This window comes from Methylocapsa acidiphila B2 (assembly GCF_000427445.1).
Taxonomy (GTDB): Bacteria; Pseudomonadota; Alphaproteobacteria; order Rhizobiales; family Beijerinckiaceae; genus Methylocapsa; species Methylocapsa acidiphila.
Genome location: NZ_KE386496.1, coordinates 2,813,342 through 2,827,725, shown reverse-complemented (window position 1 = coordinate 2,827,725; position 14,384 = coordinate 2,813,342). Strand labels below are relative to the sequence as shown.

Here is a 14,384-nt window from a genome sequence, read left to right as displayed (position 1 = left end):
CGGTCTTTGGCGAAGGAGAGGGGGCCCTCTTTGGCAAGCGGCTTTGAGGCCCCAAAAGCATCGGCGCCCGGCGTCGCCGACGTCCTTGTCCCTGTGGCTGTGGATACTGCCTATTCCTATAAAATCCCCGCAGGTCTCGATCTCGCCGAGGGCGATTTCGTCGAGGCGCCGCTGGGGACCAGAACGACGATCGGCGTTGTCTGGAGCCTGCGGGCGGCGCCTGGGGGCGCGTCCAATCTCAAAAGCATTGAGACGCGGCTTGCGCTTCCGCCGCTCGGGCGCGCGTTAAGAGAGTTCATAGATTGGACCGCGCGCTGGACCATGTCCCCGCGCGGCATGGTCCTCCGCATGGGCGTGCGGGCGCCTTTCTCCGCCGGCCCCGAGCCAGTGCGGGTCGGCGTTCGCCTTTCGGGCGCTGCGCCCTCCCGCCTGACGCCCACGCGGGCCCGCGTTCTCGCCGCGGCGGAAGGTGGGCTCGCCTTCGCGAAATCCGCCTTGGCCGAGGCGGCGGCCTGTTCGGTCGGGGTGATAGATGGGCTCATCGACGATGGCGCACTCGAAACCATCGCGCTTCCGCCCGAGCCGGTCGCTCTCCCCTCCGCTCCCGATTTCGCCGCGCCTACGCTTGAAGCCGATCAGGCGGCGGCGGCGCGCGTTCTCGCGGACCGCGTCGCCGCCCGCGCCTTCTCCGCGACTTTGCTCGAAGGGGTGACAGGCTCGGGCAAGACCGAGGTGTATTTCGAGGCGGTCGCCGCATGTCTGAAGGCCGGGCGCCAAGCCTTGATCCTGATGCCGGAGATCGCGCTGACGACCCAGTTTCTCGATCGTTTCGCGGCTCGGTTCGGCGCGCGGCCGGCCGAATGGCATTCGGGAGTCTCCGCCCGCAAGCGCGCGCGGATCTGGAAGGCGGTCGCCTCGGGAGAGGCCAAGGTCGTGGCGGGGGCGCGTTCGGCGCTGTTTCTTCCCTTCGCGGATCTTGCGGCTTTGATCGTCGATGAAGAGCATGACGCCGCCTATAAGCAGGAGGACGGGGTTAATTATCACGCCCGCGACATGGCCGTGGTGCGCGGCCGGATCGAAAAGGCGGCCGTGATCCTCGCCTCGGCGACCCCTTCCATCGAGACGAGAGTCAATGCCGAGCAAGGTCGCTATGGCCATGTGCGGCTCGCGGCGCGGTTCCAGGGCCGCGCTTTGCCTGAACTTTCCGCGGTCGATCTGAGGCGGGAGGCGGCCCCGCGCGGAAAATGGATCTCGCCGAAACTCGTGGCGGCGCTTGGCGAGACTCTGGGGCGGGGCGAGCAGGCGTTGCTCTTCTTGAACCGCCGGGGCTATGCGCCGCTCACGCTTTGCCGAAGCTGCGGCCACCGGTTCCAATGCCCGAACTGCACCGCCTGGCTGGTCGAGCATCGGTTTCGCCGCGCACTCGTGTGCCATCACTGCGGCCATATCGAACGCCGGCCGCAGGTTTGCCCGGAATGCGAGGCGAAGGATTCGTTGACTGCTTGCGGCCCGGGCGTAGAGCGGCTCGCCGAGGAAACCGCGGAGCTGTTTCCCGACACCCGGCTCCTGGTTCTGTCTTCTGATTTTCCCGGCGGCGCGGAAAGGTTGCGGGCGGAGCTCGACGCGATCGCGCGCGGGGCCTGCGACATCGTCATCGGCACGCAGCTCGTCGCCAAGGGGCACAATTTTCCGATGCTTTCCCTTGTCGGCGTGATCGACGCGGATATTGGGTTGACCTCGGGCGATCCTCGCGCGGCGGAGCGAACATTCCAATTGCTGCAACAGGTGACGGGCCGCGCCGGGCGTTTCGACACGTCCGGCCGCGCGCTGGTGCAGACTTGGCAGCCGGAGCACCCCGTGATGCGGGCGTTGCTGTCGGGCGATTACGAGCGCTTCTTCAATGAGGAGACCGAGCAGCGCCGCCGTGCGGGCCTGCCGCCTTTCGGCCGTCTCGCGGCGTTGATCGTCTCCGGCAAGGATGCGGCCTCGGCGGAGGGCCATGCCCGCGCGCTGGCTCGGGCGGCTTATGATTTGCCGCCTTCAGATCATTGGCGTCTCGCGCCAGCCGGCGGTCTGCCGGCCGAGGACGACCTCACATTGCTTGGTCCCGCCGAGGCGCCGATCGCGGTCATCCGTGGGCGACATCGCTTTCGTCTGCTCGTCCGGGCGCCACGCGCGGCGGATCTGCAGGGATTCTTGCGCGCGCTGCTCGCGGCCGGCCCGCCCGAACGCGGCGGGGTAAAGGTTGCGGTCGACATCGATCCGCAGAGCTTTTTGTGAGGAGCATTGCGGCGCGTAGCACCGGTCCATATTTTTGCGTCTGCCGGCCGTCTACATTTTTTCGGCAAATAAGAATTTATTTTCAGGAATTCGCAATGAAGCTGATTGTCATTCGAGGCCTCACCGTCGTGTATCTCGCGTCGCCGGCCACATGGGCCGAGGCTCTAGAGCGCGTTCCGATTGGATGGACTCATCCAATCGATAAGAACTCGGCCCAGATTCAATTGGTTGAGGATAGTCTTGGCGATCGGATCGGTTCAGTCCGATCGGAATATGCTCTGGACTGCGGCAAGGCGAAAAGCTCAACCGAAAGAGCGATTTGTTCCGACCCCGCGGCGCTCGCCGCGGACGGGGCTCTAGGACGCGCCTTCGCGCTGTTGCGCGATCGATTGCCCGAAAAGGAAAAGGGCGATCTGAAACGTTCCCAGATCGCCTGGATTCATGACCGTGACGAAAATTGCGGCGCGGAAACGGACCTTTTGGCCGGATGCCTCGCGAAGCAAAGCATTGAGCGCCAGAAATTTCTGGAGGGGCGCCCGCAAGCGGGGCCCGGGACGCCGACGCCGATCGAACCGCGCTTCTTCTTCAGAGGCGGAGGCAAGAAGATAAAAACTTCTGTCGAGGCGTTTAAATTTAATCCCGCGAGAGGGCCGGGCGAAAAGAAGTTCAATGCCGAAATGGAAAAATTCGTCCAGCGCGCATTGCGAGGAATGGATGATGAATATGATCTAGATGGGTCCAGCACGTATTTCGTCGATCTGAAGGCCAGCTTGGCCTATGCGTCGCCGCAGCTGATTTCCGCTCATTTGAATTACGAGTCTTTCGAGGGTCAACCTCACCCGTATCGCGAATATAATAATATCAACGTCGATCTGAAAACCGGCCGCAGCCTGTCTTTTGACGATTTATTAGATAAAGAAAACGCAGAGAAAATTTTCAGCTACTGTAAGACTTTTCTCAAAAATGAAAAGGCCGAGCATCAAAAGTCAGAGGGATTTTCAGAACCCTCAGACGAGGTCAATATGAGCGAAGTCGTCGAGAAGACCGGACGCATCGATAACTGGAGCTTCGGCGCCGAATTGGCGACCGTTAGCTATGATGACGACGCCTTCGGCGGATATGCCGAGTGCATGTGTTCATGCGAGATCCCATACACTATCTTGCGGCCGTTGGTGAAAGCGTCCTTTCCCCTTCCGTGAGATTTCGCCGCGCGTGCGGCGCAAGTTCGGTTAGGCGGGGCGATGTGGTCGGGCGCGCCGCGCAAACCCGACCTGTCGCTAGGGGGAGAGGACGGTCGCCACGTTAATTCATATGCGTGACGACCGCGAGGCGTCTGACCTCGCCGCTCTCATAAGCTTGCAGGAAGGCGTTGTAGTTTCGGAAAGACACGCATCCGTTGGAATCGCCGTTGGGGCCCAACATGTAGGTATGGGCAAGGAGGCCGGTGCGGCCATAGACCGAGCTATTGCCGACAGGCGTGAGGCGCAGCGCGCGCACGCCGTGGAAAGGCGCCTCCCGCAATTTTAATTCATAGACGCTCGGCGGGGTCGGGCCGCGCATGCGTTCATGGACGAAGTGGGGGTTGTCCAACCTGTCGCCTAAGCCGGAATGCGCTTCCAACCGCGCGCCATTGGGAAGGTAGACCGTATGCGCCGAGATGTCATAGATCGCTGTTCCGCCGCCGAGTCGCGGCGCGTTTGCGGTCGTGCTCGCTTTGGCCGCGCCGAGGACCATGTTGGTTTCTGGCGCGGCATAGGCGAGCACGGGACCTGAGGGTTGCGCCGGGCTGAATAGCTTCTCGAAGAACGAGCGATTGTCGGCGGGCGGCGAAACGGCGATGGATGTCTTGTTGTTTTGTTGCGCAACGCGGCGCGACGCCGCAGGAATGGGGTTGCGCGTGTCCAGCGCGGCGAGTTCGACGGGTCGCGGAACGGGCATAGGCACGTTCGCGTTGGACTGAAGCGAGGAAGGCGTGGCTGCCTCGGCTTCAACAACGGGCTGGGCAGCCGCTGGCGTCGCCGGTTGCGCGTCGTTTGCCGCGACAGGAAAGTTCTTTGTCAGGCTGGCGGCCTCGGAGTTTGGCAGGCCGCGGGGGTCGAATAATGCGCCATAGGGATTCGCGGCGCGTGGAGTCTCAGCCGTCGGCGTCGACGTGAGCGCCGCGACCTCGGTGGTCGGAGGCGTTGCGATGGATTGCGCCTCGGAGACGCGAGGGACATCGTCGCGGAGGTAGAGCGTCCAGACGCCGAACATCATTGTAAGGCCAAGCGTCACCGCGCCTGGGACGATTCGCGAAAGAACTGTCAGAGCGACTGAAGTGCGCCTGGGGGCAGGCAAGTCTTGCGGCGATTCGAGCCAATGCGTCATTCGTCTCGCTCTCGAAATGTTGTCATTTCGTGGCGCTTTTCGGGCGCCAAGTTGTTCTGCGGAGCAATGACTCGATCGACCGCGCGAGATGCGTGGTTGTGTGATCGCTCAATCTACGTTCCGCACAAGGAGCTACCCTTCCTTGTTGAAGCGAGATTGAGGCGATTTTTAGTTAAGTTCCGATGAAAGGATGATTTTGCCTTGTGTCGCGGAATGCAACCGGACGACGTCAGGCAATGAGAATGTTAAGAACTGCGCGGTGGGTAGAGGGAGTTGAACCGAAGGCGGCCCTTAGCGATTCGTGGCTTAAATCGCTTTATGATCGAGGTATGGTTAACCGGAAGACTTGGTTAACCAGATTTGCTGAATTGCGCGCGGTGACGCGTAGAGGATACATATGAGAACGCCACTTTGCGCGATCAGGTCGTGCGCGGATCACGCGTCGCTCTTCAGCAGCCGGCAGATGGCGTCGAGTTGCTCAAGAGTTTTATAGGCGATGCGCAACTCGCCGCTCTCGCCCTTATTGGCGATCGAGACCTTGAGGCCGAGAGCGGCGATCAACGCGCTTTCGAGCGCGCGGGTATCGGCGTCTTTCTCGGGCGCCGCACGCTTCGGGCCGCCCTTCCCTTTCTGGGCCAAGCCCCGCTCGGCCTCTTCCTGGACGATCCGCTCGACCTCACGGACGCTCAAGCCCTGCGCCACGATGCGCTCGGCGAGGGGGTCTGCGTCGGACATTGCGAGAAGGGCGCGGGCATGGCCGGCGGAAATTCGGCCCGCGGCCAAATGCTGCTTCGTTCGTTCCGGCAGCTTCAAGAGGCGGAGACTATTGGCGACATGGCTGCGGCTCTTGCCGATGACTTTGGCGAGATCGCCTTGCGAATAGCCGAACTCCAGGCCGAGCCGGTCATAGCCGGAGGCTTCCTCAAGGGCGTTGAGGTCGCTTCGTTGGACATTCTCGATAATGGCGATTTCCAGCGCCTGGCGGTCGTCCGCCTCGACGCTGATGATCGGCACCTCATGCAAACCGGCGCGCTGGGCGGCGCGCCAGCGGCGCTCGCCGGCTATGATCTCATAGGCGTCGGCGAGGCCGGGCGCGGGGCGGGCGAGAATAGGCTGGAGAACGCCCTTTTCCTTGATCGAGGCCGCAAGATCGTCGAGCTCCGCCTCTTCGAAATTCTTGCGCGGATTGCGTGGATTGGGGCGAAGAAACTCGATCGGGACCTTTTTTTGCCCGCGCGCGACGTCTCCCGACGGCGCAGCCTCACGGGCGTCTCCGAGCAAAGCCGCAAGGCCTCGGCCGAGTCTTGGCTTCGGCTCATCCGCCATTTTGGAGACTTTCGTCATTGGGTTTTTCCGGGTGCTGATTTGGCGAGGTTTGCGCGCCGCCGGACTCCGTCGCGCGATAGGCGCGCTCGCGTTGAATCATTTCCGAGGCGAGCTTTAGATAGGCTTGGCTGCCGGCGCATTTCAAATCGTAAAGCAGGACGGGCTTGCCATGCGAAGGCGCTTCGGAAATCCGGACATTGCGCGGAATGACCGTTTCGTAGACCTTTTCCCCCAGGAAACCGCGCACGTCAGCCACGACCTGGGTCGCGAGACTGTTGCGGGAATCGAACATGGTGAGGACGATTCCGTGGAGGGCGAGCCCTGGATTGAGATTGGTCCGGACATGGTCAACCGTGCTCAAGAGCTGGGTCAGGCCCTCGAGAGCGAAGAATTCGCATTGCAACGGAACGAGCACGGCATGCGCCGCCGCCATCGCGTTCATGGTGATGAGATTGAGTGAGGGGGGGCAGTCGATCAGGACATAGGTGAAGGCCGCCTCATTCGTGTCGGCGCTTTGCTCTTGCGCGAGTGCGGCGAGCGCGGCGCGGAGGCGGTGAGCGCGATCCTTATGGTCGGCGATCTCCAGTTCGACTCCGGCGAGGTCGATGGTCGCGGGCGCGAGGGCGAGCCGTGGGACGGCGGTCTCTTGAATGACCGAGGCCAAAGTGCGTTCCGCGATCAGCACGTCATAGGTCGAAAGGCGGCGGTCTCTGCGATCGACGCCGAGACCGGTTGATGCATTGCCCTGCGGGTCGAGATCGATGACGAGAACGCGTTCGCCTATCGCCGCGAGGGCGGTTCCGAGATTGATGGCTGTCGTCGTTTTGCCCACCCCGCCTTTTTGATTGGCGAGCGCGAGGATGCGCATTTGGGAATGGGGTGATGACAAGCCTGGCTCCATCGAGAGCGCATGCACGCGCTCTCTATTATCCTGTAACGTAATTAGATTTGCAGCAAGTGAGTTGACGCCAATCTGTTTTAGATTGTACGCAATTTACCGTCGGGTTCTTGATCTAAGCTTCGATCTTCGTTGAGATCGGGGCGCCGGCGCACGATGACAAGGCGAGCCGAGGCGCATGTCCTGCTTTCCATCGTCGTGATCAAATATTTACTTGCGGTAAATGAATCGGTCAATTCAGCTTCCGCGTGTTCTCCCTTGGAAAATACGCCGATCGCACCTTTTGCGATAAGATTTTCAGCGTAGCGCAGCAATATCGGCAAAGGCGCCAGAGCGCGGGCGCTCACAGCCTCGATCGGCTCATGGAAGCTTGGCAGGAATTTCTCGATTCTCTCGCAGCAGATGGTGGCCGGCGCGCCGGTTTCACGTGAAACTTCGCGGAGAAAAGCGCATTTGCGCTGGTCCGATTCGAGCAGATGGACTCGGGCCTGTGGATCGTCCGCATAGCGGATCGCCGTCACGAGCCCAGGAAATCCGGCTCCCGAGCCAAGATCCATCCAGCGGCGCGCCTCAGGCAAAGCGTCCGAGACTTGGAGCGAATCGGCAAAGTGCCGGATCCAAATTTGATCCAGCGTCTTGGGGCCGACAAGATTAATCGTCGGATTCCATTTTTTCAGAAGTTCGGCATAGATCCTGAGCCGCTGCAAAGTTTCTGGAGATTCGCGCGCGAAAGCAGGGTGGTGAGGACCGTCCTTGCCGACCGGCGTCGAAGCCTGTCTGTCATTTGCACGCTTCGCCAAGCCTAGACCTCCCGGCGCGCGCTGCGCAGCTTGGACGCGAGCAAGGTCAAGGCGGCCGGGGTCATGCCTTCGATGCGTCCAGCCTGGCCCATGGTGCGCGGTCGGATCATCTCCAGCCGCGCGCGAATCTCATTGGAAAGCCCAGGAAGACGCGCATAATCGAGTTCTTCGGGAATTTCCAGCGCCTCGTCTCGACGGAAGGCCTCGATGTCGCGGTTCTGCCGATCCAGATAAACGGCATATTTGGCGTCGATCTCGAGCTGCCGAGCGGTCTTCTCGCTGAGCGCGCCAAGTTCAGGCCAGATCGCGGAAAGTCGGTCGATGGCGATCTCGGGGAGGGCGAGGAGATCAAATGCGCTGCGACGGACGCCGTCCTGATTGACCTTTAAGCCTTGCGCCGCCGCCGCATTGGGGCTGAGGCTGAGGCCCTCCAAGAGAGTCCGCCCTGCGGCCAGAGCTTCGGCCTTTTTGGCGAAGGCTGCGCGGCGGACGAGGCCTACGCAGCCCAATTCGACACCCTTGGCGGTCAGGCGCTGATCGGCATTATCCGCGCGCAGAGAGAGACGATATTCGGCTCGTGAGGTGAACATGCGATAGGGCTCGGTCACGCCCCGGCTGACGAGATCGTCGATCATGACTCCGAGATAGGCTTCGGAGCGATCGAAAATGGCGCTGGGTCCGCCTCCCGCGAAGGCGGCTGCATTCAGTCCGGCGACGAGTCCCTGAGCCGCAGCCTCTTCATAGCCGGTTGTGCCATTGATCTGCCCGGCGAAAAAGAGGCCTCTGACGCGCTTTGTCTCCAAGAGGGGCGTCAATTCCCGCGGGTCGATGAAATCATATTCGATCGCATAGCCCGGCTGAAGAACGGCGACCTCTGCGAGGCCTGGGATGGTGCGCAAGAAGCGATCCTGGATCTCTTCAGGAAGCGAGGTGGAGATCCCATTCGGATAGATGGTCTTGTCCTCGAGCCCTTCCGGCTCGAGGAAGATCTGATGCGCCTCGCGCTCACGAAAGCGCACGACCTTATCTTCGATCGAGGGACAATAGCGCGGCCCTTTGCCCGAAATCGCGCCGGAATAGACCGGAGAGCTTTTCAGATTATCGAGGATGAGCCTATGGCCCTCTTCGGTCGTATTTGTGATGAAACAATCGATTTGCTGCGTCTCAATGCGCTCGGTCAAAAAGGAAAATGGCTCGGGTTCGTCGTCGCCCTTCTGTCGCTCCAGCGCGGCCCAGTCGATGGTTGTCCCGTCGAGCCGGGGCGGCGTGCCGGTCTTGAGCCGATCCGTCCGAAAACCGAGCGCCTGTAGCGTCGCGCCCAGGCGATTGGCAGGCGATTGGCCCATGCGTCCCGCCGGGATTCGCCTTTCGCCGATATGGATCATCCCACGCAGAAAAGTGCCGGTCGTGATAACCAGCGCGCCGCAGGCGATGTCTTCGCCGTCTAGGGTGCGCAGCCCGGCGATGCCGCCGTCACGGAGGATGAGTTCAGCGGCTTCCCCCTCGAGCACCGTGAGTTGGTCCACCGCGCCAATCGCCTCTTGCATGGCCATGCGATAGAGCTTGCGGTCGGCTTGCGCGCGCGGCCCACGCACGGCAGGACCTTTGGCGCGATTGAGGAGGCGGAACTGGATTCCGGCGGCGTCGGCGACCCGCCCCATGAGTCCGTCGAGCGCATCGATTTCTCGCACGAGATGACCTTTGCCCAGTCCGCCAATAGCTGGATTGCAGGACATGGTTCCGATATGAGCGACGGATTGCGTGAGCAGAGCGGTCCTTGCGCCGCGGCGCGCGGAGGCCGCCGCCGCCTCGCATCCGGCATGGCCGCCGCCGATCACAATCACATCAAAACTTGCCGCCATTTCGCGCGCCTTATGGCCTCCCTGTTTCACGTGAAACAGGTATTTGGGCGGAGATCTCGGGGTCCCCCGCAATGATTATGAGACGGCCTGTCATTTGCCGATGCAAAAACGCGAGAAAATCTCGCCTAATATATCCTCGACGTCGATCAAGCCGGTAATCTTTTGTAGGGCGAATGCAGCCGCCCGCAAATCCTCGGCAAGCAATTCCACCGGCGCTTCGGGCGCGTTGAGAATGCGCGATAAAGCTTCTGCCGACGCTTGAAAGGCCAACCGATGCCGCTCGCGCGTGATGAGTCCGGCAAATCCCTCCCCCGTCTTGCGGCGCGCGAAATCCGAGAGCCGCGCGATCAGGAGGTCGAGATTGCCTGTCGCGGCGCTGATCGCAAGCGCGTCCTGCGTCGTCTCTCGTTTGCCGAACTCGCTTTTTGTCAAGATCGGCCAGGTCTCAAGCCCAAGGAAAGACTCTGGCGCGGCTTGCGGCGCCGCCAATTCGCTTAGCCAAAGAACAAGATCTGCACCTTTGGCTTTTTCGAGCGCGCGAGCGACGCCGATCGCCTCGACGGAATCGGCGCTATCGCGCAGGCCGGCGGTATCGATCAAGATCACCGGACACCCATCAAGGTCGAGATGAACTTCGATCGCGTCCCGCGTTGTGCCAGCCTCGGGCGAGACGATCGCAATGTCGCGGCGGGCCAGCGCGTTTAAAAGCGTCGATTTTCCCGCATTTGGGGGGCCGGCGATCACAATGACCAGACCTTCCCGGATGCGCTCTCCGACCCTTCCCGCAGCAAGCTCGGCGAGAAGCGCGTCGCGCACCGGCGCCAGGATCTCGCCGATCTTGCGGCTGGTCTCGGGCGGTACGGCCGCTTCGTCTGAAAAATCGATCTCCGCCTCGATCAGGGCGGCGGCTTCGAGAAGGCTTCTTCGCCAATCCTCAGCCTGCCGGCTGAGTCGTCCCTCCATTTGGCGGAGCGCTTGCCGCCGCTGCCATTCGGTCTCGGCCTGGATCAGATCGGCGAGACCTTCGACCTCGGCGAGATCCATCTTCCCGTTCAAAAGCGCACGCCGTGTGAACTCGCCGGGCTTAGCCGGCCGCGCGCCGGGAAAAGCGCCGATCGCTGCGATCAGCCGGGCCGCCACCGCGCGGCCGCCATGGATATGGAATTCGGCGCAGTCCTCCCCGGTGAAGCTCCTCGGCGCCGGAAAAAAGACCACAAGGCCGCGATCAATGGTTTCGTCCGAAGCAGGGTCTATAAATTTCGCGAGAGTCGCCGCGCGGGGCGGCGGCAATTTGCCGGCCATGCGCGCGACGATCTGCGGCGTCGCCGGGCCGGAAAGACGCAGCACCGCAATCGCGGCACGGCTCGTGCCAGAGGCGATGGCGAAAATCGTGTCCTTGCTCATCGCCCTGTCGCCGGCTCGTCCTGTAACATCATCGCATCATTTCGTTTCGTCTTTGCGCTCCGCCGTCCTCCGAAGAGAAGATCGCCATGTCAACCAATGAACTCGCCAAGGCCGCAAGCCCTTATCTTTTGCAGCATGCGCAAAATCCGGTCCATTGGCGGATCTGGAGCAAGGAGGCTCTGCAGGAGGCGCAGGACCTCAACAAGCCGATCCTTCTCTCGGTCGGCTACGCCGCCTGCCATTGGTGTCATGTGATGGCGCATGAAAGCTTTGAGGACGCCGAGACGGCCGCTGTGATGAACGAACTTTTCGTGAACATCAAGGTCGACCGCGAGGAGAGGCCCGATATAGATCATATTTATATGTCCTCGCTTCAGGCTTTCGGCGAGCGCGGCGGCTGGCCGTTAACCATGTTTTTGACGCCGGCCGCCGAGCCATTTTGGGGCGGGACCTATTTTCCTAAGGTCGAGCAATATGGCAGGCCGGCCTTCGTCACCGTGCTGAAGACCGTCGCCCAGGCCTTTCACGCGGAGCCGGAGCGGATCGCCAAAAATACGCAGATCGTCCGCCAGGGCCTGACCAAAGCCGCGCCGAGCGGCGAAGGCGGCGCCTTGACCTTGGAGCAATTGGACAATCTCGCGCCGCAGGTCATCAACTTCATTGACCAAGTGGATGGGGGGCTCCGCGGCGCGCCAAAATTTCCCAATACGCCGATCTTCGAGCTTCTGTGGCGCGCCGGCGCGCGTCTTGGCAAGGTCCCCTATCGCGACCTTGTGCGCCTGACCTTCACCCATATGTCGGAGGGCGGCATCTATGACCATCTTGGCGGCGGTTACGCGCGCTATTCCACCGACGAGCGCTGGCTCGCGCCGCACTTCGAGAAAATGCTCTATGACAACGCCCAGATTTTGGAGCTTCTGGCGCTTTGCCATCACGAATTCGGCGATGATCTCTTTCTGACCCGCGCGCGCGAAACGGTCGGCTGGCTGAAGCGCGAGATGACCAATTATGAAGGCGGTTTTTGCGCGAGCCTCGACGCTGACAGCGAGGGCGTCGAGGGCAAATATTATGTCTGGACCTGGGACGAGCTCGTGGCGCGGCTCGGGCAGGAGGATGCGAGCTTCTTCGGCAAATTCTACAACGCCTCGCGGATCGGCAATTGGGCCGAGCACCCACATAATGAGATGGTGACGATCCTGAACCGCCTCGAATCCAAGCGCCCGACGGCGGAGGAGGAGGCGCGGCTCGCCCCGATCCGGCGCAGGCTTTTCGAGGTCCGCGAGAAGCGCATCCGCCCGGGCCTCGACGACAAGATCATGGCCGATTGGAACGGCTTGATGATCGCCGCCCTCGTCAACGGCGCGACGCTTCTCGGCGAGCATGAATGGATCGCGCTCGCCGCCCGCGCCTATCGCTTCATCGCCGAGACCATGCAGTATAAGGACGCCGAGGGGCGGAAGCGGCTCGCCCATAGCTGGCGCGCCGGCGTGTTCGTCAAGCCCGGCATGGCGCTCGACTATGCGGCCATGATGCGCGCCGCCCTCGCTTTGCACGAGGCGCGCAACCTTCCAGCCGTAGCCGCGCTCCCGCCGCGCGATTATCTCGCCGAGGCCATCGCTTTTGCCGAGGCGCTCGATGCCTGTCATGTCGATCCGGAGAGCGGGCTTCTCCGCATGGCGGCGGCCGACGCCGGCGACGTCATCCTGCATCTCGCGCCGACCTCGGACGACGCCATCCCCAACGCCCATCCGGTCTATCTCTCGGCCCTCGTCCGGCTCGCCGGGCTAACCGGAGAGGCGCGCTGGCTCGACCGGGCCGACGCTTTGTTCAAGGCGGTCGCGCCCTATGTCAGAACCAGTTTCGTCGGCCACGCCGGCATTTTGAATGCGCTCGACCTTCGCCTCCGAGCCAAGGAGATCGTGACCGCAGGCCCCAATCGACAGGAGCTTTACGAGACGGCGCTGGCCGCGCCCTTCATCGACCGGATCGTGATGGACATCGATCGGCCGCAGGACATTCCCGAGGGGCATCCGGCCAAGGCGCAAGCGGCGCTCGCCGGCGAGGCGGCGGCTTTTGTCTGCTCGGGGGGCGCCTGCTCGCTGCCCGTGCGAGACAATGAGGCTTTGCTCGACAGTTTGCGATAAATCCGCTTCAAGCTGCGAGAAGCGGCAGCGGCCCGGCTTTACCATGATTGCTCTGGTTCAGGACCGCGCCATGGCCGATAAAGAGTCCGCCCTGCCGAATGAGGCGCCGGTCATCCGCACGATCGCCATGCCTGCCGACACTAATCCGGCGGGCGATATTTTCGGCGGTTGGCTCATGTCGCAGATGGATCTCGCCGCCGGCAGCGTCGCCGCCAGGGTCTCGCGCGGCCGCGCCGCGACTGTGCGCGCCGAGGCCATGGTTTTCCACAGCCCGGTTTTTGTCGGCGACGAAGTGAGCCTTTTCGCGCGGCTGGTCGGGCGCGGCCGCATCTCGATGCGCATTGAAGTCGAGGCTTGGCAGCGAGCGCGGGACAGCGAGGAGAGCGTGAAGGTGACGGACGCGCTGTTCATTTTCGTGGCGATCGGCGAGGACCGCAAGCCGCGGCCGCTGCCGGAGTGAAGTGGTTTTAGGGATGAGTCGCCAGCAGATGAGTTTTGACGTTTGGCGTCCCGCCGCCCGAGATACCGCTTGGCGAGACTTTAAGAAGCGGATGAGCGGATTGCGCCGATGGCGCTTTGCCTGCCAATGACGCCACAATCGGACGCATGCGCGCGGCCGCTTCGTGCCGAGCGAGCGTATGAACCGCTTGTGTCTCGCACGACGACAAGTCACTCCCGCTGTCCATTATGACGAAAGAGTGCGGGCCGCCGATCTGCCGTCGCATCGTTGTAGCTGCAGAAGTAAATTCCGGCATATACCTTGTATTTTAAACATGCAATTTCCATATATGTTTTCAAGATATAGGTAAATGTCGTCATGTATCGTATTTAGCTGTCTCTGGTGGCTTTGTTAGAAGTCATTATGAGCATGAAAACCTTCTTCGGAGCGATCGAGGAGATTTTATGTGAAGGCCGTCTTGGCGCTCGCCATCTCGGAATAGTGAACTTCAAGGATTCATCTCGATGAAATAATCCCGCGATCAAGTCCGCTGCTGACGCTCCCAAAACGGACAATGCGGATGTCGCGCCGCCGACTCAGTCCCAGGTCAACCCGCGCCGGGCCAAGCCGGCTGATGTCTCGGCTCCTAAGGCGCCTGAAGTAAAGAGATAAGCCTTCTCGTAAGCGCTCCAATCCAATAAGTTAGAGCATCGAAAAAAGTCGATCGGACTTTTCTAAGCATGCTCTAGGCAGCGGAATAGTCTGGCGGCGGCGATGCTTGCCGTCGTCTTATTTCTAAGCGACTTAATGACCTGCACATCAAAGGCGTATCGGAGCTTTTATTATGGCCCAAACGCATCGTTT

Annotated in this window: 10 protein-coding genes; 4 read left to right on the top strand and 6 right to left on the bottom strand. The window is 61.7% G+C overall.

Annotated features, from left to right (window positions below; all coding sequences use genetic code 11):
• Positions 1-30: 30 nt before the first annotated feature.
• Together METAC_RS0115770 and METAC_RS0115765 are read left to right on the top strand one after the other, a co-directional pair.
• Entirely contained in the window at positions 31-2,280 is a 2,250-nt protein-coding gene (locus METAC_RS0115770) for a primosomal protein N' (protein WP_026607789.1), read from the top strand.
• A gap of 95 nt (positions 2,281-2,375) precedes the next feature.
• On the top strand, positions 2,376-3,479 hold the full coding sequence (locus METAC_RS0115765; RefSeq protein WP_026607788.1) for a lysozyme inhibitor LprI family protein: 1,104 nt from the start codon (positions 2,376-2,378) through the stop codon (positions 3,477-3,479).
• Between the two features lie 103 nt (positions 3,480-3,582).
• Here METAC_RS0115765 and METAC_RS23985 read toward each other — a convergent pair whose 3' ends face one another.
• The 6 genes from METAC_RS23985 to mnmE all read right to left on the bottom strand — a co-directional run bounded on the left by METAC_RS23985 (position 3,583) and on the right by mnmE (position 10,937).
• Complete coding sequence (locus METAC_RS23985; RefSeq protein WP_051335622.1) at positions 3,583-4,647, bottom strand: DUF2778 domain-containing protein; 1,065 nt, start codon at positions 4,645-4,647, stop codon at positions 3,583-3,585.
• Positions 4,648-5,082: 435 nt separating this feature from the next.
• Complete coding sequence (locus METAC_RS0115755) at positions 5,083-5,973, bottom strand: ParB/RepB/Spo0J family partition protein (protein ID WP_026607787.1); 891 nt, start codon at positions 5,971-5,973, stop codon at positions 5,083-5,085.
• A complete protein-coding gene (locus METAC_RS23980; protein ID WP_084144030.1) occupies positions 5,963-6,874 on the bottom strand; it encodes a ParA family protein in 912 nt (303 codons plus the stop codon). The genes METAC_RS0115755 and METAC_RS23980 overlap by 11 nt, the downstream gene beginning before the upstream one ends.
• 77 nt (positions 6,875-6,951) lie before the next feature.
• Positions 6,952-7,671, bottom strand: a complete 720-nt coding sequence (gene rsmG / locus METAC_RS23975) for a 16S rRNA (guanine(527)-N(7))-methyltransferase RsmG (protein ID WP_084143695.1) — start codon at positions 7,669-7,671, stop codon at positions 6,952-6,954.
• A gap of 2 nt (positions 7,672-7,673) precedes the next feature.
• Positions 7,674-9,533: a tRNA uridine-5-carboxymethylaminomethyl(34) synthesis enzyme MnmG gene (gene mnmG / locus METAC_RS0115740; RefSeq protein WP_026607786.1), complete on the bottom strand. Its 1,860-nt coding sequence runs from the start codon at positions 9,531-9,533 to the stop codon at positions 7,674-7,676.
• A 90-nt stretch (positions 9,534-9,623) separates the two neighbouring features.
• Positions 9,624-10,937: a tRNA uridine-5-carboxymethylaminomethyl(34) synthesis GTPase MnmE gene (gene mnmE / locus METAC_RS0115735; RefSeq protein ID WP_026607785.1), complete on the bottom strand. Its 1,314-nt coding sequence runs from the start codon at positions 10,935-10,937 to the stop codon at positions 9,624-9,626.
• 86 nt (positions 10,938-11,023) lie between these two features.
• On the opposite strand from mnmE, the gene METAC_RS0115730 reads away from it, so the two are divergent.
• Both METAC_RS0115730 and METAC_RS0115725 read left to right on the top strand, forming a co-directional pair.
• Entirely contained in the window at positions 11,024-13,081 is a 2,058-nt protein-coding gene (locus METAC_RS0115730) for a thioredoxin domain-containing protein (protein WP_026607784.1), read from the top strand.
• A 70-nt stretch (positions 13,082-13,151) separates the two neighbouring features.
• The gene (locus tag METAC_RS0115725) at positions 13,152-13,541 is read left to right on the top strand and encodes an acyl-CoA thioesterase (RefSeq protein WP_026607783.1); all 390 of its coding nucleotides are present in this window, start codon (positions 13,152-13,154) and stop codon (positions 13,539-13,541) included.
• The last annotated feature ends 843 nt before the right edge of the window (positions 13,542-14,384 follow it).